The sequence below is a fragment of the Sphingomonas sp. genome (genome assembly GCF_032114135.1).
GTDB lineage: Bacteria > Pseudomonadota > Alphaproteobacteria > Sphingomonadales > Sphingomonadaceae > Sphingomonas.
In genome coordinates, this window is record NZ_DAMCTA010000003.1 from 1 (window position 1) to 20,995 (window position 20,995).

Below are 20,995 nucleotides of genomic sequence, written 5' to 3' on the forward strand. Positions count from 1 at the left end.
CGCGAACAGCCGCGGGCGGAATGGGCAGCGGCACTAGGCAGCAGCGCGCCCATTTTAAGACATTTAGGAGGCTAATCGACCTCCCTGAAAGCAGACGCAATCCGCTGGTGCTCAATCGCAGCGGACTGCGATCGAAAGATGGGGCGCGAGCTGCCGCTGGGATAGGGGCTGGGGCGCTAGGGTGCTGCGAGCGCTACACACGATCAGTCGACGTGTGACGGGGGTGGACGGCACTTAGACGCGTTCTTGTCCTGGTCACAGTTGGCCATGGAGAGGAGCAATGTCACATTCGCAGTACGATCCAGCTCTACAGTCGCGGCCCGCATGGAACGCTGGAAGGTCGGTAGGTATAAAAAGACCGCTGACGCAGAAGCAGATTTGGGCAATACGCTTTTTTCTAGATCGAGAAGGTCGCGTCCGCGATAGGGCACTTTTCGATTTGGCGATCGATAGCAAGCTACGTGGCTGTGACCTTGTCAAGGTCAAGATCGGCGATCTAGTCTCGGGCGTAAATGTCAGAACCCGCTCGATTGTCGTGCAGCAGAAGACAGGCAGGCCAGTGCAGTTTGAACTGACCTCGGATGTGCGGGGAAGCCTGCTGGCTTGGCTAGAGTGCCGGGGCGGATCAATCCAGGATTTTGCATTCCCAAGTCGGGCGAACCCGGCTGAGCACCTAAGCGTGAGGCAATACGCACGCCTCCTGCACGAGTGGATAGATGCCGTGGGTCTACCAAGCGCGGAGTACGGCACGCACTCTCTGCGCCGCACCAAGGCCGCGATGATCTATCGGGCAACAGGAAATTTGCGTGCGATCCAGATCCTGCTGGGTCACTCTAAGATTGAAAACACTGTCCGATACCTCGGCGTCGATGTGGAGGACGCGCTGCTGCTTGCCGAGCGGACGGAGATTTGAGCGCAAGGCGGCCCAGTTCCGTTTAATGGGCCGCCATTTCGCTGCCGGCGCACGCCCACTTCCCGCCGTTAGGAGGTGCTCGCGTGCTCCCCAGGAGCGGACATCGCGGAATGCGGTTCGCAATTAGTTCTGGCCCGGCGGTCGCCGAGCGGCCTCAGGGCTTCAGCCAATGTGCGATCTCGGTCAAGCTCCACGTTGAAATTCGTCTGTGTGGCCCCGGGCGGTCCGCTGCGAGGGATAGGCCCGCAGCATAGCTGATGCTAGGATATAGCCCGATGGTGGTGAGCAGATCTAAACGCCCGCATTGGTCGCGCTGGCGCATGCTGCTGGGCCTGGCTGCAGCCCTGCTGCTTCCGCTCTCGATCTACATTCTGGTCAATGCCAGCGTCACCTATCGCGAAAACCGCCATGCGGCAGAAGACGCCACCCTGGCACGGGCCCGCAACGTAGCCGACGACGTCGACGACAGGCTTACGCTGGTTGCGCAGGAGATGCGAATCCTTGGCACCATCCGTTCCATCCGGGAGCAAAACTGGAAGGAGGCACAGGCGCGTTCGCGCGAAATTGCGCGGCTAGATGTGGACTGGCGAAACGTCTCGCTGATTGACCTCGCTAGAGGCGCGACCGTTTTCGATCTGAGCACCTCCGCACCACTATCACGGATCGTCGATGTCGACGCGGCGCGCGCGATCGCCCGCCGAACGCGACGGCCTGTGTTCAGCGGGATCGTGCGAGACGCACAAGGCGTGCCCGTGATCAGAGCCAGCATGCCTATAGGCATGGACGGGAAGCCACGGTACCTCATGGTGGTCACCTTGGATCCCTCGCTTGTGCAGCGCATCCTTATGGCCTCGGCTAGCTCTGATGGCGTTAGCGCGGTGGTTGACCCGCAAGGCCGCTTCATCGCCCGCAGCAAAGCTTGGCCGACTCGCCTTGGAACGCCTGCCACCAGCTACGTTCGCAATGCCATCGCGCGTGGTCGGTCCGGCTTCTATCGGAGCATCACGTGGGAGAAGCTATCCACATGGACGGGGTTCACCACGCTCCCAGACAGCGGATGGTCGGTACACGTGGCGGTCCCTTCGGCGTCGCTGGATCGATCACAGTTCGGATCGCACTTGGCATCGCTGCTGGCGACGGCGGCCAGCCTAACGCTCGCCGGTCTCCTGATCTTCGTGATCATGCGGCTTATAGCCACCAGTCGAGCCTCAGATCTCCGCGCCCAGCAGGCCGAGCGGCTCGAGGCGGTGGGTAAGCTCACCGGCGGCATTGCACACGACTTCAACAATATGCTGGCTATCGTCATCGGCAGCCTTGATCTTGCCCAGCGGAAACTGGCGAAGGGCAACACGGACATCGTACGTCACATGGATAACGCCATGGACGGCGCAAGGCGTGCTGCCGATCTGACCCGGAGGCTACTCGCTTTCTCTCGCCGCCAGCCGCTAGCCCCAGCAGTCGTGGACGTGAACGCCCTGATCGAGACGATGGGCGCCCTTCTGAGCCAAACCCTCTCTGGCGACATACGAATTCAAACGGTGCTGGCGGATGATCTTTGGGCCACCTTCGTCGATCCCGGGCAACTCGAGAATGCGATCATCAACCTGGCCGTGAACGCACGCGACGCGATGCCGGCTGGCGGGACGCTGACCATCACGACCGCGAACCGCATCGGGGCCGACGGCGAGCAGATAGCGATCCAAGTCTCGGACACTGGCGTGGGCATGGATGCGCGGGTCGCCGCACGGGCTTTCGAGCCCTTCTTCACAACCAAGGAAGTCGGACGGGGAACTGGTCTTGGGTTGTCGCAAATCCATGGGTTCGCCCTTCAGTCGGGAGGGAACGCGACGATCTCATCGGCCCTTGGCGAAGGCACCACAGTGACGATTCTTTTGCCACGCCGGGTCGTTAGCGCTGAGGAGCACCGTCAGACGCATCTCCTCCGCCAGGATCAGATGGCCCCAACCGGCCGGCCCGAGGAGATCATTCTGATCGTTGAGGACGAAGATCAGGTCCGCGAGACAAACGTCGAGGCGCTTCGCAGTCTTGGCTATACGGTACGCCATGCAGCGAGCGCCGAGGAAGCACTCAACATTCTGGAAACGCAGCCGGGGGTGAAGCTCCTGCTGTCCGACATTGTAATGCCCGGAATGAACGGCCGCGACCTGGCCAAGCGAGTTGCAGCCGTCTATCCAGCAACTCGCATCCTGCTGGTGACCGGTTTTGAGCGGGATCAGGATGAGCTCGACGAAAAGCGGATCCTTCGCAAGCCATTCGGGATTGGCGAATTAGCACGTCGGATACGCACCGAGCTCGACCAGGCGGCGTGACCGGCACCAGAGAGACGGGGCCGGAGGCCAGACCGCAACGCGCCCACTTTCTGCCGTTAGTAGGTGCTCGAGGATTTCCCAGGAGCGGACATGCCGGGGGTTCGATTCGCAATAGTTTGCGCCCCTCGCAATGGGATGGGGCACCCACCTGCGCAGCTACTTTCAAACGCCAGGGGGCGATTGATCAACCCCGAGGGGGATCTGGACGAACGGCCCTCACGTCTGCACTGCCGGGGACTGGGAGTGGGACGAAGGCGCCATTCGCGGTCTCGCTGCTGAATGGCCGATTACGCCAATAGCGGACATCCGTGTCTCTTTCGAAACGGAATCCACCGGTATTCGACGTTTGGAGCTACCCCGGCCGCCATTGCAGGTTGCCGCACCGACATTCGACCTTACCTCCTGTCGAGTCATAGGCGCCGACCGGGGTCCCACAACTATCGCACATGAAAGCTCCGAGGACGGCCTCGCATCCGTCGATCAGTTCCTCCGCTTCGGTCGTGCTGCCGCTGAAGGTATGGGTCCCTCGGTTTGCCCAGATTGCCAGCTCAGGCTTCGTCTTCTTGATCGCAGCGAGAGCGTCATCGTTAGGAACGTAGGCTTCCCCAGCTTTCTTGCGGAAGGATTTGGCGGCCGCGCGCTCCAGAGCCACGAGAAACTGACCAGCGGTGCGGTGGTCGTTGCCATCGCCTCGCATGTGCGGGACGGCTAGACCGATCCTCTCCGCCACCTCACTAAGCGCCACATCCATCAATCTGCGGACGTTTCCTAAGGCTTCTTCAGGCTCCGTCTTCGCCCGCGCCTTCGCCGCCGTGATGTCTACGCCGTGGTCTGCGAAGTTGATCCCGGAGATCGGCGTGGTGAACGGTAGAAGCCGCTGGAACCCCCAGTGTGTACGAGGCAGGGTGCGCTGCAGTTCGAAAAACCATTCTCGGTCATGGGTCAGCAGGACGACCTGCCGGTCCGCAAATTCCTGCCGCAGCAAAGCCGCAACCCTTGAGCGATGTTCGCGGTCGAAACTGATAACCACATCGTCGAGGATGATGGGACAGTCCTTGTCCGCAGCCTTGTGCGCCATTGCCAGAAAGATGCAGAGTCCGAGAGCGTTGCGCTGACCTTCCGAAAGGGTAAGGCGCGGGCTATCTTGAGCTTTCCCGTGAAAGCGGAGAGCGACTTCCACGGCTTTGTCATTATCCTCAGGTACCACGAGCCGCACGTCCGTGATCACGTCTTTGGGCTGGAGGACCTTCCAATACCGCTGCACGTCACCGGAAATGCTTTCAAAGGTCGTGCGCGCCCGCTCCGCAATTTCCTCCCTAACCCCAGCCTCTAGCTCCTTGACGAGTCTGATCAGGGCGCCGGCTCGGTTCAGTCCCGCCCGCAGTGGACCAGCCTTCAGGGACTCTTGGAGAGTCCTGCCCTCCGCCTGATGATCCACCAAAGTCTGAACCTGTGGGGGAGAGGCCTTACCGTCCTTGGCCGCACGCGCGACAAGCGGCAGAACCCTTGCCTGAAGCTCCGCAATATCTTCCGAACCGCACCCGTTTCTCAGGTCGGCAGGTGCGAGCGCAGCGAGGTAGGCGGCATGCTCAGCAAGGTCGGCTGATAGGCCAGCCCGCCAACCGGCCAAATCCTCCCTCCCGAAAACTGTCCGTAGGCGGGCGACCTCGTCGCATACTTCCCCGACGGCCGCCCTATGCTCGTCATACATTTTCTGTGTTGCTGACAGCCGGTCTCGCTCGTTGGCCACATGCTCCCGGAACTCGTCAGCGTCGATTTCTTTGCCGCACGCCGGGCAAGCAATGGGGCCACGGAGGTCGCCGCCCGCTGAAGCGAAACCATTTGCGGCGCTCAAAACTTCGAGGCGTTCCTTGATGAGAGGTTCGGCCACTTCAGCAATTCGTGACGCGGCCTCCGAGACCTTCGCTAGGCGAGCCGCAAGGTCGCTCCCACCAATTTCGCCGACCGCTGCTGCCCGTCGTTGGTCGGCACTGAGGGACGCGATCTGGTCGTCGATGGCCGCCAGCACATCGGCCACGGTTTTCGTTCGAGACTCCACAGCCTGCGTGGTTGCGTAGATGAGGCGAAGCTGCTCCAAGCGAGCAAGAAGCTGGTCGTTCGTCTGCTCACCAAAAACCTCCCTCCGGCGGTCGGCCGCGCGGTCCAGCTTGGCACGGAGGGCAGGCAAGTCGCCCTTTCGTTCGATTGCCTTCACGAGCTTGTGGAGGTTCTCAGCCGTCGTCTCCAGATGGGACAGCCCGAGCAGAGGCAATACGGCACCGTACTTGTCGCCCTTCGTGGCCCGGATGAACCCCGACAGCTCCTCCTGCCGGAGTGCGGTCCGGCGGTAGTCCCAATGCTCAATCGCCGTCGCGCCTTGCTTCGTCCGGGTCGGAGCGCCAGCCTGCCATGTAAGCGTCTCAGACGATCCGTCCGTCAGGGTGATCGTTACAGCTGTTTGCTGCCCCGCTGGGCGTGCCGTGTTCAGCAGACCTTTCTCTTGGTTTCGGCCGGAATACTCGTGGCTGAGATGGCCGACTTTCCCGCCGCCGAGCGTGACCTCAACGCCGTCCACGAAAGAACTCTTGCCCGCGCCATTGGTCCCGTAGATCGCCGCAGAGCGCCCGCCGAGTTCGAGCGTTGCACTCTCTGCTGCTCCCCGAAACCATTGGAGGCTGATGGAGCGCAGCCTCATCTGCCGCCCCGGTTTGCAGAGATAAGCAAAGTGGCTATCTCATCCAGCTCAGCAGGCTTCCTTGCTTCCTGCAGAGCTCCTGCAAGGAGCTTGCGGAATTCCGCAGCAACCGCGCCTGGGAATACATGGTCGCTTGTGGTCGCCGCCTTTATAGCCTCGGCAACGCGCATATCTACCCAATCGCCAGGTTCACTCAACGTCGCCTCCCACAGCTTATGCTAGAGATCAAACTAGCAATACATGCATTGCTGCGGTCAAGGCGAAAAGTCAGGTCCTAAGCAGCGCCACAGCATTACAAGGTGTGCGTTCCAAACTGTCACATTGATTCAGCTTTCTCGTCTGGGCTCCGCATCATCGGTGCGCTCGTCACGCTCGGAAGCCGACCTTCCCAAGCGCAGCAAAGATTCGCAAGCTGCCGTCCATATTGTTGGTCGCGATTGACGTGGATGTGCCGCCAGCAGCCGGACTGTCTTGGACAAGGCCTCCGTTCCTTCGCGCCTCAGCGAGCGGTAGGATTACCCAACACTGAGCACTCTGCCTCTGCTATGACGCCACCGCAGGATACCGGGGATTGGGCCGACGGTTGCTTATCCCGCAACAGGGGACGGGCAACACGCTGTCATTGTAGAGGAGCAATTTAATATTGAGCGAACCGCGAATTGAAGCCGATGTTGAGCGAATCCCGGACTCGAAGAAATTCGGTGCGATCGCGCTCGATACGAGCGTGATCGAAGCCCTCGGGACAAAGCTAGAATCCGGCCTTCTGGAGCAATTATCTCAGTTTGTAGGCGGTCCGATCAAGGTCTTGCTGCCCGAGATCGTCATCCGGGAGCTGCGCAGCCATTTGACGGCATCGGGCCAGACTGCAGGCACCAGCCTTCGCAGCGGCTTGCGCGGACTCCAAGTTGGTAAGCTTATTACCGCCGCCCAGGCACAGATAGTCGAAGCCGTGGTCGATGCGCTGGATGACATCCCGATGCTGGTGGACGCACGTCTCGATCGATTCCAGCAGATGGTTGCAGCGGAAATCCTGCCAGGGTCGCTCGCCGATTCCGGACGGCTGTCCGCCCTGTATTTCGCAGGGGACGCGCCGTTCGGAACGAATGCCAACAAGAAACACGAATTCCCGGATGCGATCGCGCTCTTGTCGATCGAACAATGGGCCAAAGACCATGGCAAGCCTGTCCTCGTGGTGGCAAAGGACGGTGACTGGGCGGCCTTCGGGGCTGCGAACTCAGATCATGTGACGGTGGTCGACGATCTCGGCGCCGCCCTTGAGCTGCTGCAAGAGCATGCAGACCAGGTCCGCGCCCGAGTCATGACGCTCCTCACAATAAGAGAAGACGTTGTTCAGCAAATCATCTCTGCTGCAATCGAAGGAATGGCCTCGTGGCCGGTTGAGGCGGAGTATAGCTCGGTGCGCTATGCCGAAATTGGTGATGCCGGGTTTCTTCCGGCGACGGCGGAAATCGTCAAAGCCGACGATGTTATCGAATTTTCTATCGTCTCAGCCAAAGAGGATGAGGTCGTGGTCCGCATCCCGGTTCGGGTGACCGGCAGGGCTTATAGCGACTTCAGCGTCTCTGTCTGGGATTCAATAGACAAGGAATATGTCGGTCTCGGTGGGGCGCGTTCGGAGGTGAGTTTCGAGGAGGAAGCCGCCGTGCTGGCGACATTCTCGGTGACGGAGCTGCTCGACGATGTCGAGCTACTGGATACTGAGTTCATCGACGCAGATGGATGGGTCGACTTCGGCATGGTCGAGCCGAACTTTCGCGAGGAAGAGCCGGAATGAGCGCGTTGCGCACCGCCCTTAGAATGACGAAGCGGACCTGACGGGCAATTTGCCCTCAGATCCTTCCCGCCGTGCTTGTCGCCATAGCTGAACGGCCGCTTTCGGCGGGAGCGGTCGTTTCAACCCGCTGATGGTAACGGCTTGAGTTGGTCGGGAGCGGCCGCGGTGAGGTGGGCAGGGGCACCAGGCAGCAGCGAGCCCACTTGTGGACTTGGCATTGGCACCAATGGGTGACCGCTATCCGGCTAGTCGACGAGCGCTCCGAGGTGCTGCCTCTTAAAGCGGCGACATCTCAATCGTTTCGATAGCGCACTGCTGGGGCGTGAGCGGCTTAAGGGGTAGGCTGCTCTCTGAGCAGGGCCGTGCGATACAACGTCACTCGCGAGCGTTCTTGGTTTTGGAACCTGTCCTTGCTATGTTCTGACCAGGAGGAGTTGATGCGAGTTAATACCGACGAATCGATCAAGCTCGGAGAGCGGATCCACGGTCGCTTTGGGAGCTGGGAAGCCGCCCGTAAGGCGTCTAGGCTCCGCAATGGCGTCTATCTGGTTCCTGCCGAAAGCGAAAAGCAGGAGCGGAAGAGGCAGACTGCCGCGACTGCGTAGCCGTTGTGACGTTCAGCTACACGCTAGTTTTAGCCCTGCTGCTGCTTTTTCCAGGGCTCTGCGCATTTGTTGGAATACGAGCTGGAGAGCGAACCGACTTTCTCGCACCCCGCCCTGAGAAACCAAACTCCACGAACACGCTGTTCATTGTCGTAGCTGGCACCGTCGCTGGCCACATTCTTGGCGCCGGCATCTTCGCCGCTCAATCCGCCTGGTGTCAAAATACAGGTCTGTGTGTCACGACCGCCTATGATCCGAACGTGTATCGTGTGCTCCTTGCCAGCCAGCACCCGGCCCGCGACCTGACAGATGGTGCGATAGAATGGTGGATCTTCTTCCTCGGAGCCCTTGGCGCGGCCACAGGCTGGCTATTCAGCCGAGCAGCTCAGTCCGCAGCCTTCAAGGGCACGTTCGACCCGATTGATTTTGGCTGGCTTAACCCAGCGGTGCAAGCGGTGAAGGCCGGTAACTCTGTGGTGGTTGCCTACGTGGTGAGCAAGACCAGTCACAACGGAACCAGCATAGCGTATGAGGGGATCGTTGATCGACTTGCCTTAGACGATGACCAGAAGGTCGCCATGGTCGTGTTGAGCCGAGTCGACCGATTTACCGTTCGAATAGAAGAGGACGGCAGCATTAAACGCCACGAGGGAGGTGGTTCTCCAATTCCGCAGATGCAATTTGCCGCAGCAGAGATCGCGAATATTGCGTTCGAAGTATTAACCGAGCCGAGTGACTAGGAGATTTGGGCCGTTTACCTTAGCTAAAAGCCATAACTTGCACCGGTGGGGCTGACGTCGACTCTATCGATGACCGGGAGTGGTGCATGCCTGCCGTTCCGAGACTGCTCGAATGGCGGCAGATTTCGTCAGAAGCCGACATCAGGTTTTTTTAGCGCGCGGAACCGCCAGGGCCGCTGGAAGACGGTGTCACAACCGCTCGGTTTTGACACGAACCCCCACGGACGGCTTTGCGTTATCTTTGCCGTTCAGCCTAACACCGTAAGTGATCCCGGATCGTCCGGTAGTTGGTGGAAGCGAGGTTGTTGGCGGGTGACATTCCAGCGCTGTTCGGGTTAGGCTCGCATCGCCAATTGGGAGAGCACGGTTGTTTAATCTGATTGTTCGTCATTTCGAGTGGGATGCAGAACACGGAGAAATTGGTGCCGACCGGCTGTTTGAACATACGGATGGCCCGCTCGCAGCGCAGTTCAAGAACGGTGAAGTCCCGGATTATGCCAAGTTGTCAGGACCGCCGTGCCTGTTCATGACGGAGGGCACTGGCGATGAGGAATGCCGCGTCGGGCAGGTGTCAAACGTGCGTAGGGTCGGGCGTGATATCACGTTCGATTTTACACTTGCCCGCGACATTCCACCTTTGACAAACAAGGTGATCTACGATGGTCGGCGCAAGCTTGGAATGGATGATTGGGAGTTCTCCCGTAATCATTGGGCGGTCAAAAATGTCGATCTTTTCCGGTTTATAGTCGGAGCCATCCAGCCCCGGCGATCCGCACCAGCGGTCTTCAAAATACCCGAGAATGAAAAGGTAGACGTTAGACAGCTATCAGTGATGATGCCGTTCGCAGCTAATTTCAGCGACGTATATGCAGCTATCAAGCAAGCGGCAGAAGAGATGGGCTTCATTTGCCACCGAGTAGACGACATCTGGGAAAATCATTCAATCATACAGGATGTTGTTGAGCTAATCGACCGGTCACGCATTGTGATCTGCGATTGCTCAACACGGAATGCGAATGTCTTTTACGAGACAGGCATCGCCCATACGCTTGGACGTGAGGTTATCCTCCTTACCCAAAGCGCCGATGATATTCCATTCGACCTTCGTCATCTTCGTTACATCAGTTACCTGAACAACGGAGAGGGTCGGCAAGCGCTTGCCGTCAGGATTAAAGATCGTATTCAGACGATTATGGGATGAAAAGCATCGCACCCACCGATCCGGCAAAGGTACATTCATTCACCCTTCATTTTAGATCAAAGCCCAGCCATAAGATTATGCCGCCATTCCGAGATTGTAGGCAGAAGTCGCGACAGTTCTAACGGCTGACCATCTAGGAATACAGCTAACAGATTGGCACAAGTGTACTCTTCCCATGGGGTGACGTTTTCAATCCGCTGAAGCGTTTTAAGAGCGCTTGCTTGTAGATCGGCGTCATTGGATCTATTAAGGGTCTCGATCCATTCTTCTACGTGCTTCCAATAGTTTGCCGCCGCATTGACCGCTGCAACAAGCGATAAGCCGCCTTGCAGCATCGGCGGCACGTTGAACGCATCCGGCAGGCCGACGCGAAGACCCGTCCGCGTAGCCGTGAGATAACGTTGAATGGCGATGAAGCCGTGTCCTATAAAATACTCCCCAGCATCCCAGAGACCGTCGGATTCGGGATCACGAGACGAAGCGATCGCTGCATTGATTTGAGAAATCTCAACGTCCAGCAACTTTAGGTGCCTGCTAAGCAGCGCAAAATCTGCGTCGGCGTAGTCGTCGCCGATTTTAATAATCGCCATGATGCTCGTAGCCGACCTCAGACCAATAGGCGGCTTCACGGTCGGCCCTGAGCCGATCCAGCGACGCTGGAATAAGCGTAAAATCGAGGTTGTACATCGGCATCTGCCAATAATGGTGAAACCAGCGTGCGTGGTTGGCTGCAGTTTCGGTCACCAAACCTTCAGCATCGAGTCTCTTGGCCAACTGCCCGGTCAGGTCCCGGACATGGCCAGAGTGCTCATTCGCGAGAAAATCGACGGTGCCCCATATATCACTCGTCGCCTCCAATCCCGCCCGCGAAAAGATGCCGAGTGCATCCAGCGCTTCGATCAGCGTCGGGGCGAAGGGTCGCATATGTATACCTACGCTCGAGAAGCGCGTCGGATCGCTCCATTGCGGTATGCCATCCTCGTGTTGCTCGATGTCGGCATAGAGCGTGCTTTCGCGGCTGTAGATCGCCCAGTTTGGCAGGATGTACTCGCTCATCCCACCTTCCAAATAATGGCCCTGCCGCTCGCTATCGACATATTCCTGTAGCTGCTTGACGTTGACGGGCCTCCAGCTCTGGGCTTTGGCGTAAATGAGCCGGGCAAGATGGCTGTAGAAGTTTTTGACGATGCGCCCGATACGCCCATCGATCTTGGAGGGCGGGCATCGCACCAGGTCGAGCAGGATCAGGGCTTTCGCGGACTCTTCCTCAGCGAAGCCTTCCAGAACAGAAGCCTCCCGGGGATTGTCGGGCAGCTTCTCTGCGGCACTCCAAAAGCTACGCGCGCTCGACAAAATGATCGTCAGGCCCTCAGCGATAAAGTCGAGCCGTGCCGATTGCGACATCTCGCGCATGGCTCCGGCCTTCTTGGCGCCGTAGGGGACAGGATCACGCTGGGTCATGATGTGCTTTGGCCGGCAAGCTCGTCTCAATCGGGCGCTGAAGGATTTTCAGACCTGCCTTTTGTGCGATGTCGGGGGCATGATGTCGATATGAGCAATCGAACAGGCAATATGGCACAAGACGATCCCAAGGGTCTAGGCGCTTACGTGAAGCTGCAGCGTGGGCAACTCCGTTGGAAGCGAGAACTGCTCGCGTCCATGGCGGGGGTCTCGTTGTCTACCGTCGAACGGATTGAGCGTGGCGATCCTGTTCGACCCGCGGCACTCGAGCGGATCGCAGTTGCGCTTGGCCTAGATAACGACACCTTCACGCGTCCGCGGATACCGTTGACCGATGTGGAACAGCAGGCTTGGCTCGAACGCACCTTCGGCTGGCTCAAGACCCATGTGCCCGTGAAGGTGGCGCAGCTCCGCCACGAGCGCCAGCTTCGTTCGCTCGCCGCGACGCAGTTCGTGGTGCTCGAGAGCGATCTTGGGAGCGACGCGGCTGATGACCTCGCGGAGCTGAGGGAATGGCTTGACCTCACGGGTTTCATCCGCGGCACGGTGGACGGCACCTTTTCACCACCTCCTGAACCGGGATTTCGTATGCGGAGCCTTTACGCTGACGTCTTCGAACATGCCCGCAACATGGAGCGTCGCCATCGGGCGGTATGTCTCGTCGGCACCTACATGGCCGACACCGATCTACCCCTGCTGCCGGAGGCTGAGATTGGTATGCTGGCGCTTAGATCGAAGGAGCGTAACCCTGCTGCGGCCAAAATAGACGTGCTTTTCGCTGAACGCAGGATCGCGCGGGAGGACATCGCGTGGAACAGCTAAGGCCCAGGGCGAAGCGGTCCGATGTGAAGTTCGGACAGGTGTTCGTCGGCGAGTTGGCGCGTAGTTTCGCTCGTGGGATCACGGTAATTGCGGGAGCGCTTCTGCTTGAGATCGTACACCGGCTGTTTTCCTGATGGGTCAGGCGCCTGCCGGATATGATGGCGAAGCCGCACTGGGGTCTTTGCCGTGTCACAACCGGTCGGTTCTGACGCCCCACATTGATCTGCGTTCGTTGGCGCGTTCACCGGTGTCACAACCCCCTATCAAAATGTTGCTTCTAAGATGAGTGGCGCTGCTCTTCGATGACCCGGCGGAGGCGCCTTGCTACTCAACACTCTCCCGCCTCCAGCGGTATGCATCAACAGAAGCGGTGGTTCAGCACTCAGCGGGCCAGCGACCGAGCCTGGTCGCAAGCGGCCGAAGAGCACAGGGGTGGGGAGCTAGGTACATGGGTGCTGATCATCGTTCGAGCTAACGCAGAGACGTAATACCCGATAGCACGAGTCAGCGCCCCCAAGCGTATGTCCGCTTTCGCATTTCCAGGCCCAAAAGCTGCCTGGCAGCTTACGGCCCAGAGGCGGGCGGGACGCGATACCCGATAGCACGAGTCAGGCGCTGTAAGCTCATGTCCGCTTTCGCGTCTTCCCGCCCGAAAGCCGCCTGGCAGCTTACGGCCCAGAACTAGCCCCAAGCCCGTCAATCGATCTCTGCTTGGTGGATCTCCATGGAGCACTTTACTGGAGCACTGAGCTGCTCTGCACGTTTCCGGCATTCTGTAAGCACATCCGCATTGTCCTTCGCGAGCCGAGTGGCGTCGGCCAGTGCCCGTGTCTGCTGTGGATCTGCAACGTGCATGAGCCGCACGCCCGCGTCCCAAGGTGTGCGCCTGAGCATTGCTGCAGCCCGCTCCTCTGGCCAATGCCAGCTCTCGGGCGCGAGCTGGGCGATAACCGGTGGCACTACCGTGCCAAACGCGAAGCCTACCACTAGTGCCAAAGCGGCTGCCCCCGCGATCCACAGCTGCTGGGTCTCCGCGGAATGGGCCGATGCGACCACCCCCTTCAGCTCTTGCACTGTGCTGCTCAGGGCATGGTTGGCGCCGGTCCAAGCGCGATGAACGTCCGCACGCCCTTGCGCGCCAGCCGATTCGATCTGCTTCGCGACATCCTGGGGCGTCAATGTCATCGCTGGGCGCTTGGCGAGGACGTTGATCGCGCCGCACACCTTGTCGTAGCCGTCACGGATCTTCTCCAGGTCCGGCCCATAATCACGCGCATGCAATTCCTGCTGCCGGGCCGCGAAGCCATCAACCGCAGCAGTCAGCCCGGCCAGCTTGCGCGACATGCCGTTGAACGCTTAAACGGTCTGGTCGGCTTCTACGGGTGGTTCGTGGATACCCATGGCTACATTCCAATCCCAAGGCCCCGATCGCGATCGATCGAGAAGGTGAGCTGGCGGATGATCGAACGCGTGCGAGTATCGTCGCCAAGCGCGCGGCCGACACCGCCGTCACGGCTGCCCGGAGTCCATTCCGGCGACCATTGCCGCCCGAACAGCTGAGTGCCCCGGCGGCTGAGCGCAGCGCCGAGGTCCGGGTCTTTCTCCAGACCCTTCGCCATCGAGCGCATGGCGTTCTCGACACCGGCACGCTTTTCTTCATTCTCCCATCCGCTCAGCTTGCCCCGACGCGCCTGGAGCTGCTGCCAGGCCTGGACAAACCGGTCCGCGCGCAGCTCGGGATTGGTGCGCACCTCCGCTTCGAGCTGCATCTGGCGAATGGCATTGGCGGCGCGGCCATTGGCGGCTTCGCTGAGCAGGCCGGGCGTTCGCTCGAACGCCATATCGAGATCGTGGGCGCCGTGGGGATGCAGCGCGTTGATCGCCTCGGCGGTGCGGGCAAGCGCCGCCTTCTGAACTTCGAGCGGCGAACGTCCCTGCCCGGTCATGCGGCCTGCATCCTGCACGGCACGTGCGTAGCCTTCGACCGCCCGCTCGAGCTTCTGGGTCGCGGACACCTCCGACGCAGCCGCCGGCATCGACAGCTTAAGCCCATCGAAGCGCAGCTTGGTTGGCACCCGTTCGGGCTCGGGGATAGATAGCCGCAACCCATCAAACATACCCCTGCGTGGCGCCGGTGCTGGCGCAGGCGCGCTACGCCCGAGTTCGGCGAGCGGCTCTTTGGCAAGCGTATCGAGGATGCGCGACCGTTCGACACCGCGCCGCGTGGCAAAGCGCTCGGCAGCGGTATCATAGTCGAGCGCGTTGTCCTTCGGCCGGTCGCGCGACAGGGCGCGGGCGAGCTTGCCCGGGTCCGCGAAATCGTCACGGCCATAATGGAGCTGCACCGCGTCGCGGTGCCGCGACAGCGCGACATAGGCAGCGTGCCGATCAAGGCCTGGCGTCGCCAGCACGTGGACGCGGTCGACGGTGACACTCTGCGCCTTGTGGATCGTGGCCGCATAGCCGTGGGTGACGTCGCCATAGTTCTTGTGGTCGAAAGCGACCTGACGACCATCGTCGAGCCGCACGGCCATGCGGGCGTGATCGACCTGTTCGATGGTGCCGAGACTGCCATTCTTCACACCGAGGCTGCGTTCGTTGCGCAGAAACATGACCCTGTCGCCGGACCCGAACAAGCGTTCTCCGCGCGTAGTTTCGACAGCAATATCAGTATCTAATGCCCCACTGCGTTTCATCGCATCCCGGGCCAGCGCATTCAGTTCATCGCATTCTTGGTTCATGTGCGTGAGAATCACGCGTGACGCACCCGGATCGGCGACCCGCTCTTGGTCCCAGCGCGCGATCAGCGCCGTTCGAGCCTCGACTCGCGTGTCCGAGTCGACGACCATGCCGGCACCGGCATAGGCCTCCAGCGCCTCTGTGGTGCGCCCGGTCGCGAGCTGACGCGTCGCCAGCCGCTGCCAGTCTTCGCGCTGCCGGCGAATGTCGGTGATCTCGATGGCGCCATGCCGCTCGGCGACCGACCGAAAAGCCGCACCCGCTTCGATCGCCTGCAACTGCTCCGGGTCGCCGACCAACACCACCTTGGCGTGGCGCTTCTCGGCCTCGGCAATCACCCGCTCCATCTGGCGGCTGCCGATCATGCCTGCCTCGTCGATCACGAGGATCGACCTGTCGGTCAGCAACTCGCGCCCCTGCTCCCATTGATGTTCGATGCTGGCGATGGTGCGCGACGCGATGCCTGAGCCGCTTTCCAGATTTTCGGCAGCGATGCCGGATAGCGCGAGGCCCTGCACATGGTAGCCGGCACTATCCCATGCTTCCCGCGCGACGCCGAGCATCGCCGATTTGCCGGTACCGGCATAGCCAACGATCACACCCAAATCCTTGCCGCTGGTGACATGATCGAAGGCGCCGCACTGTTCGCTCGACAGGACGAGCCCGCGCATCTCGGCGCGGGCCAGGGCGAGCTTGCGATGCTGCTCCTCCATGCCATGCCCGCGACTGGCATCGAGCTTCACCATCGCGCGCTCCAGCCGCACTTCGGTCTCGATCATGTCGCGGCTGGTGAACCGGTTTTCGCCGCGACCGTCCTTGCCCAGCTTCACCAGCTCGGGCGCAGCGCGCACCGCCGCCATCACCTGGTCGAACTGCTCCTTCCCTTCGCTGTGGCGATGCACGAACATCGCCAGATCGCGGGTGGTGAAGGTCGCTTGGATGCGGGTGATCGCGTCGAGCGCCAGCGCCGGATTGGCGAGCAACTTCTCGCCGTTGGCGCGCGCGATCTCGTGATGCTCTTTCAGCCGCTCGGACGTGAGCCCCTGCTCGGCCATCCGTGCCGCCGCCGGGCCGATCTTGTGCTGCGGCTCCAGCTCGATGCCCTGCGCTTCATGGCTGCGGTGATCGACCCGCGCGTCAATATCCAGTTCGGCCAGCCGTGCGTTGACGTGCCCGGCCCAGCGCTCGCGCCATTTCTCCAGCAGATCGGTTCGGTTCCAGTCGCGGTTCTTCTTGCCGAAACCCCCGGTATCCACCTCGCGCAAGGCGAGCATGACATGAGCATGCGGCTTCGCTTCGCCGTCGGCACCGATATCCCAATGTACATTGAGATCGGCGACCATGCCGCGGTTCACGAACTCTGCCTGGACGAACTCCCGCGCCAGCCGAATGCCTTCGGCCTGGTTCAGCTCGCGCGGGATCGCGAATTCGATCTCGCGGGCAAGCTGCGCGTCCTTGCGCAGCTCCACCGCTTCGACGGCATTCCACAGTTTCTCCCGATCGGCGAGATACTCGCGCGCGCCGTCCGGCAGCAGCACTCCGGAATGCACCACGCCCGCTTTGTTCGAGAAGTCGTGATCCCGATCGAGCCGCTGGTCGTGGAGCCGCGAGGCGGAGCGATAGGCGGCAGCGGCCAGCGCCGACGATCCGCTGGCGCGGCTGATGATCTTGGCCGAGAAATGGTAGATCGCCATAGCGACACTCACTTACACCAAAACAAGCGACGTCGGCTCGACGTATAAGCGCGCCCTCAAAAGATTTCATCTTTTTCGCGACGTGATCACCCCAAGATGTTTCACGACATTTGCACTGATAGATGCAGTTCCTAAATCGCCGAACATGAACCATCAACTGCGGAGGTTTCGATGCGCAAACCACGTGACTTTGATTCGGAGCTGAAGGCGCTCGACAGCAAGGCACGAAAGATCAAACAGGCCAAGCTCCAGCAGCTCGGCGAGCTGGTCGTTGCGACCGGTGCCGACGCGCTGCCGGTCGAGCAGCTGGCGGGCGCACTGCTCGCCGCTGTCAGCGCGTCCGACATGATCGCTCGGGAGGACTGGCGCCAGCGTGGCGCGGCCTTCTTTCAGCGGCAGGGCAAAGCGCGCGGCGGCGCTCGTCCGCGTGCGGCATCGGCTGCGGCAGCTGACAGTGGCGCGGCACCGACTGGAAGCGCAGCGGGCGCGGAATGACACGCGAGAATGGGTGGTGAAGCGCCGCGAACGAACGCGCCAGCTGATCGAGCTGGGCGGCCTGGTTGCCAAAGCCGGATTGGTCGAACTTACCGACGACGATCGCGCGGTGCTGCTGGGGCTGTTGATAGAAGCCGCAGCTACCCTGCAGGGCGAACGTCGCGACCAGGCGCTGACGCTCTGGCGACGGCGCGGGCGACGTGCATTCGCCGACAGCGACGCAGAACTATGACGGCAGCGAACAGAGATCGGCCCAGGTCGCGTCCACCAGTTCCGCAAGCCGCTCGGGCGTGATCCGCACGGACGCAGTGCGCGACCCAGCGGCGGGATAGACGGTGTCGAACTGGCGTAGCGAAATGTCGCAATAGATCGGCAACCGCGTCGGCAATCCGAACGGGCAGACGCCGCCAAGCGGATGGCCTGTCAGCTGCTCGACGTCTTCGGCTACGAGCATGCGCAGACGACTGCCCAGCGCGTGCTTCACCTTGCGATTGTCGAGCCGGTAATCGCCGGCCGCCACGATCAGCACCACCGCATCGCCGACGCGCAGCGACAAGGTCTTGGCGATCTGTCCCGGCAGCACGCCGAGCGTGGCGGCAGCTTCGAGCACCGTTGCGGTGCTCGAAGCCTGTTCGATGATCACAATCTCGGGTGCCCGCGCCTCCAGAAAGGCGCGGACGGCCTCGACACCCATCAGCCGTTGAGCTTGTCCTTCACGGCCTTGGCGGGCGTGAAGGACAGCTTCTTCGACGCTGCAATCTGGATCGCCTCGCCGGTGGAAGGATTGCGGCCTTCACGCGCGGCGCTTTCCTTGACCTTGAACTTACCGAAGCCGTTCAGCGACACTTCTTCGCCAGCCGCTGCCGCCTCGGTGATGGCGGCGAAAATGCCGTCGACCAGCTTGCGTGCGTCAGCCTTGGTGAGGCCATGCGCTTCGGAAACGCGGTCGGCGAGATCGGCATTGTTCATGGACGTGTTCTCCGTGTGAAAAGGGGCGTGCCCTCTAGGTGGGGGCCATCAACCTGTCCAGCGACGGGCGCAATCATGCGGCGGCAGCTTGCTCCAGCGCAGCGATACGTTCTTCGCAGATCACCTGCACCGCCTGACCCAGCACCTCGACGCGTTCACCCAGCCACGCCAGTTCCTCGGCACTGATCCGGTAGTGCTTCGAATAGCGCGCCTTCACATAGGCTTCCTTGAGCTTTTCAAATCGCGAACGGTCGACGCGCTGGTCGCGCGGCCACGCGTCCACCAAGCGAGGGTCGATCCGTTCAGCCTGCGTGCGCAGAAAACCGAGATTGTGAACGTGCGGGGTATAGAAGGTGCAGACCAGCAGCACGCAGTGGTAGAGGAATTCGGCGGTCTGGTGCATGTCGAAGGCGGCAGGTTTCAGGAACCCGCGTTCGACTGCAATTTTTGCCAGCTCAAACCGCTGCATCGCTGCCGGGAACCACTCGCCCTGGTATTCCCGTGCCATCGCCAGCGCCTGCGTTGGTGTCTTCGGCTTGGGCTGGTGCAGATCGGTGGGATCGCTCTCGTACAGCGCGATGCCATCACGTGCGACGTCCATGAAGAAATAGCGTCCATGCGCCAGCGCGTCGTTGACCTCCTGCAGGGTGTGCACGATGAAATTGACGGGTGTGCGCAGCCTTTTCGTAATCGCTAATTCGCGATTCAGCCGGTCCTCCGCCGTCGCCCAAAACTCGACGCGGTCGGTGAGTTTGTCGTTGTTGACGATGACCAGCAGGTCGAAGTCCGACTGATAGCCCTTGGCCGTGTGCGGCTCGTCGACCCAACCACCACGCGCATAGCTGCCGTAGAGGATAACCTTGAGGATGCGCGCCTGCTTCTTCCAGTCCGACGTGGCGATAGCGATCGCGTCGGCAAACTCCTCGAACAGGATCTGGACGACACGCTCCAGCTCGCGTTGCTTGGCTGGGGGCAAATGGTCGAGGCTGGTCCTCATGGATCGATCCTAACGCGCTGATGCCGCGGCGTACACCTCGCCCGGTTTGACCGGGCGAGGTGTCGCATCGCTCATGGCCGGTCGCCCCGCTCTGCACGACCGAGCGCTATCAGCACACGGGCGACGGTTTGCTCGACCTCCGCCACCGTGCAGCCATGCAATTCGGCCGTTTCGATGTAATCCAAATCATCGAACCGCACCGATCCGAAGATCGCCCGGTCCCGCTCGGGGAGGGCACGAAAGGCGCGGCGCATCCGCCGCAGACGAAGCCAGCGCATCATTGCCCCGCCTCCTCGTCCGCGACGAAGCCGAGCAGGTAATCGGCCGCCTTGCTGGCAGCACTTGCCGCCCGGAAGATTGCCTTTTCGTCCTCCCGCAGCACCGCCAGCCAGCTGCCGACATAATCAGCATGCCGAACGGTAGGCCGTATCGCCAGCGACGCGCAGGTGAAAGCGCTGGCCATTTCGGCAATCAGCTCCTCGCGGGCGTAGGCGGCGCTGCCGAATGCGCCGGATTGGTCGCGGCCCAGCCGCGAACCATGCCCGGTCCAGTGCCCCAACTCGTGCAGCACGGTGCGATACCAGTTGACGCGGTCGTAAAACGCCAGCTGCGGCGGCACCGCGACATAGTCGCCGCCGGGGCTGTAATAGGCCTCCCCGCCAACGATCCGGATATCGGCACCACATGCTTCCATCAAGGCATGCGCACCGGGGATGCGGTCCGCCTCCGCCACCGGCTCGCCCTGCGCCACCACCGTCAGCCGCTCGGGCAGGCCCTCGCACTGGTCGACGTTGAACACGGTGAACCGCTTCAGAAACGCCAGCTGCCGCGCCTCGCGATCCTCGTCCCGCGCCCGCTCGGCTTCGTCCTTTGGCGTGAAGCGATCGGCATAACAGATCGTCGTTCCCCGCTCGCCGCGCCGCACGCTCCCGCCCGCCGCCTGGGCCTGCCGAAAGGTCAGCCAGCGCTGCGAGCCATACCGCCCCTCAATCACCGCGGCCCAGAGGATCAGCACATTGATCCCCGAATAGCGCCGCCCGGTCACCGCATTGGCCGGCATCGCGCATTCGCACGCCGCCGAATCCCAAGGCTGCACCCAGGGCAGCCGTCCCTGTTCCAGTTCGGCAATCACCCGGCCCGTCACCTCGGCATAGAGGCTCGCCCGGTTCTCGTGTCCAACACCCATGGTCCTGCTCCTTCCAAAACACCGCAACCGGCGCCGGAAGGGCGGGGGGAGCGGCAGGAGCGAACCGGCAGTCCTGCCGTCAGAGGCAGGCCGCACCCGCAGGGCCGTAACGGAGTGGAGGAGCCGGGCACCGCCCGGCTTGCGGCATGCCGCGGTAGGACTAGAGGCGAGCGACGCTCCCCCCGCCCGTCCGCGTGCCGGCGCACCAACGCCGCCGCGCCAGAGCACGGCGACCATCCTGTCAGCGCGACCGCGCTGTCGGGCGCCACCTGCGCCCGGACAAGAACCGCACCCTTGCAACCGGGCGGGCCTGCGCGGGCGGCGTGCGCGCGCCAGCACGTGCGCCAGCCGCC

At 61.5% G+C, this 20,995-nt stretch carries 18 protein-coding genes; 8 read left to right on the forward strand and 10 right to left on the reverse strand.

All coding sequences use genetic code 11. The annotated features are described in order from the left end of the window. The first annotated feature begins 280 nt into the window (after nucleotides 1–280). Entirely contained in the window at nucleotides 281–913 is a 633-nt protein-coding gene (locus tag RT655_RS15765) for a tyrosine-type recombinase/integrase (protein ID WP_313538523.1), read from the forward strand. Between the two features lie 320 nt (nucleotides 914–1,233). Continuing rightward, nucleotides 1,234–3,243: an ATP-binding protein gene (locus RT655_RS15770; protein ID WP_313538525.1), complete on the forward strand. Its 2,010-nt coding sequence runs from the start codon at nucleotides 1,234–1,236 to the stop codon at nucleotides 3,241–3,243. Nucleotides 3,244–3,595: 352 nt separating this feature from the next. On the opposite strand, the gene RT655_RS15775 is transcribed toward RT655_RS15770, so the two are convergent. Further along, complete coding sequence (locus RT655_RS15775; protein ID WP_313538527.1) at nucleotides 3,596–5,938, reverse strand: AAA family ATPase; 2,343 nt, start codon at nucleotides 5,936–5,938, stop codon at nucleotides 3,596–3,598. A 643-nt stretch (nucleotides 5,939–6,581) separates the two neighbouring features. Here RT655_RS15775 and RT655_RS15780 point away from each other — a divergent pair. From RT655_RS15780 to RT655_RS15790, 3 genes are all read left to right on the forward strand, one after another. Beyond that, on the forward strand, nucleotides 6,582–7,733 hold the full coding sequence (locus tag RT655_RS15780) for a PIN domain-containing protein (RefSeq protein ID WP_313538529.1): 1,152 nt from the start codon (nucleotides 6,582–6,584) through the stop codon (nucleotides 7,731–7,733). 610 nt (nucleotides 7,734–8,343) lie between these two features. Further along, the gene (locus RT655_RS15785) at nucleotides 8,344–9,078 is read left to right on the forward strand and encodes a hypothetical protein (RefSeq protein ID WP_313538531.1); all 735 of its coding nucleotides are present in this window, start codon (nucleotides 8,344–8,346) and stop codon (nucleotides 9,076–9,078) included. Between the two features lie 367 nt (nucleotides 9,079–9,445). Further along, nucleotides 9,446–10,279, forward strand: coding sequence for a hypothetical protein (locus tag RT655_RS15790; protein ID WP_313538533.1), 834 nt, complete (start codon nucleotides 9,446–9,448; stop codon nucleotides 10,277–10,279). Nucleotides 10,280–10,335: 56 nt separating this feature from the next. Here the strand turns inward: RT655_RS15790 and RT655_RS15795 are convergent, their stop codons facing one another. Then, nucleotides 10,336–10,869, reverse strand: a complete 534-nt coding sequence (locus tag RT655_RS15795) for a hypothetical protein (protein ID WP_313538535.1) — start codon at nucleotides 10,867–10,869, stop codon at nucleotides 10,336–10,338. Next, entirely contained in the window at nucleotides 10,856–11,740 is an 885-nt protein-coding gene (locus RT655_RS15800) for a hypothetical protein (protein WP_313538537.1), read from the reverse strand. The genes RT655_RS15795 and RT655_RS15800 overlap by 14 nt, the downstream gene beginning before the upstream one ends. A gap of 111 nt (nucleotides 11,741–11,851) precedes the next feature. Here RT655_RS15800 and RT655_RS15805 point away from each other — a divergent pair, with 111 nt between their 5' ends. After that, a complete protein-coding gene (locus tag RT655_RS15805) occupies nucleotides 11,852–12,562 on the forward strand; it encodes a helix-turn-helix transcriptional regulator (RefSeq protein ID WP_313538539.1) in 711 nt (236 codons plus the stop codon). A gap of 696 nt (nucleotides 12,563–13,258) precedes the next feature. Here RT655_RS15805 and RT655_RS15810 read toward each other — a convergent pair. Next, nucleotides 13,259–13,906: a DUF6118 family protein gene (locus tag RT655_RS15810; protein ID WP_313538541.1), complete on the reverse strand. Its 648-nt coding sequence runs from the start codon at nucleotides 13,904–13,906 to the stop codon at nucleotides 13,259–13,261. A gap of 59 nt (nucleotides 13,907–13,965) precedes the next feature. After that, nucleotides 13,966–16,995, reverse strand: coding sequence for a Ti-type conjugative transfer relaxase TraA (gene traA / locus RT655_RS15815; RefSeq protein ID WP_313538543.1), 3,030 nt, complete (start codon nucleotides 16,993–16,995; stop codon nucleotides 13,966–13,968). 171 nt (nucleotides 16,996–17,166) lie between these two features. Here traA and RT655_RS15820 point away from each other — a divergent pair, with 171 nt between their 5' ends. Together RT655_RS15820 and RT655_RS15825 are read left to right on the forward strand one after the other, a co-directional pair. Next, entirely contained in the window at nucleotides 17,167–17,490 is a 324-nt protein-coding gene (locus tag RT655_RS15820) for a conjugal transfer protein TraD (protein WP_313538545.1), read from the forward strand. Between the two features lie 16 nt (nucleotides 17,491–17,506). After that, complete coding sequence (locus RT655_RS15825; RefSeq protein ID WP_313538546.1) at nucleotides 17,507–17,722, forward strand: conjugal transfer protein TraD; 216 nt, start codon at nucleotides 17,507–17,509, stop codon at nucleotides 17,720–17,722. On the opposite strand, the gene RT655_RS15830 is transcribed toward RT655_RS15825, so the two are convergent. The 5 genes from RT655_RS15830 to RT655_RS15850 form a co-directional block, all read right to left on the reverse strand. After that, on the reverse strand, nucleotides 17,717–18,184 hold the full coding sequence (locus tag RT655_RS15830) for a YbaK/EbsC family protein (protein WP_313538548.1): 468 nt from the start codon (nucleotides 18,182–18,184) through the stop codon (nucleotides 17,717–17,719). The genes RT655_RS15825 and RT655_RS15830 overlap by 6 nt on opposite strands. Further along, a complete protein-coding gene (locus RT655_RS15835; protein WP_313538550.1) occupies nucleotides 18,184–18,459 on the reverse strand; it encodes an HU family DNA-binding protein in 276 nt (91 codons plus the stop codon). Before RT655_RS15835 ends, RT655_RS15830 begins: the two co-directional genes overlap by 1 nt. Nucleotides 18,460–18,532: 73 nt before the next feature. Next, nucleotides 18,533–19,456 carry a nucleotidyltransferase and HEPN domain-containing protein gene (locus RT655_RS15840; protein ID WP_313538552.1) on the reverse strand — a complete coding sequence of 308 codons (924 nt, stop codon included), beginning with the start codon at nucleotides 19,454–19,456 and terminating at the stop codon, nucleotides 18,533–18,535. A gap of 71 nt (nucleotides 19,457–19,527) precedes the next feature. Further along, entirely contained in the window at nucleotides 19,528–19,737 is a 210-nt protein-coding gene (locus RT655_RS15845; RefSeq protein WP_313538554.1) for a sigma factor-like helix-turn-helix DNA-binding protein, read from the reverse strand. Continuing rightward, on the reverse strand, nucleotides 19,734–20,642 hold the full coding sequence (locus tag RT655_RS15850; protein WP_313538556.1) for an ArdC family protein: 909 nt from the start codon (nucleotides 20,640–20,642) through the stop codon (nucleotides 19,734–19,736). The genes RT655_RS15845 and RT655_RS15850 overlap by 4 nt, the downstream gene beginning before the upstream one ends. Between the last annotated feature and the right edge of the window lie 353 nt (nucleotides 20,643–20,995).

Coding starts and splice junctions, on each gene's coding strand:
- RT655_RS15765 (WP_313538523.1), top strand. CDS start 281: ATGTCACATTCGCAGTACGATCCAGCTCTACAGTCGCGGCCCGCATGG.
- RT655_RS15770 (WP_313538525.1), top strand. CDS start 1,234: ATGCTGCTGGGCCTGGCTGCAGCCCTGCTGCTTCCGCTCTCGATCTAC.
- RT655_RS15775 (WP_313538527.1), bottom strand. CDS start 5,938: ATGAGGCTGCGCTCCATCAGCCTCCAATGGTTTCGGGGAGCAGCAGAG.
- RT655_RS15795 (WP_313538535.1), bottom strand. CDS start 10,869: ATGGCGATTATTAAAATCGGCGACGACTACGCCGACGCAGATTTTGCG.
- RT655_RS15800 (WP_313538537.1), bottom strand. CDS start 11,740: ATGACCCAGCGTGATCCTGTCCCCTACGGCGCCAAGAAGGCCGGAGCC.
- RT655_RS15805 (WP_313538539.1), top strand. CDS start 11,852: ATGGCACAAGACGATCCCAAGGGTCTAGGCGCTTACGTGAAGCTGCAG.
- RT655_RS15810 (WP_313538541.1), bottom strand. CDS start 13,906: ATGTCGCGCAAGCTGGCCGGGCTGACTGCTGCGGTTGATGGCTTCGCG.
- traA (WP_313538543.1), bottom strand. CDS start 16,995: ATGGCGATCTACCATTTCTCGGCCAAGATCATCAGCCGCGCCAGCGGA.
- RT655_RS15820 (WP_313538545.1), top strand. CDS start 17,167: ATGCGCAAACCACGTGACTTTGATTCGGAGCTGAAGGCGCTCGACAGC.
- RT655_RS15830 (WP_313538548.1), bottom strand. CDS start 18,184: ATGGGTGTCGAGGCCGTCCGCGCCTTTCTGGAGGCGCGGGCACCCGAG.
- RT655_RS15835 (WP_313538550.1), bottom strand. CDS start 18,459: ATGAACAATGCCGATCTCGCCGACCGCGTTTCCGAAGCGCATGGCCTC.
- RT655_RS15840 (WP_313538552.1), bottom strand. CDS start 19,456: ATGAGGACCAGCCTCGACCATTTGCCCCCAGCCAAGCAACGCGAGCTG.
- RT655_RS15845 (WP_313538554.1), bottom strand. CDS start 19,737: ATGATGCGCTGGCTTCGTCTGCGGCGGATGCGCCGCGCCTTTCGTGCC.
- RT655_RS15850 (WP_313538556.1), bottom strand. CDS start 20,642: ATGGGTGTTGGACACGAGAACCGGGCGAGCCTCTATGCCGAGGTGACG.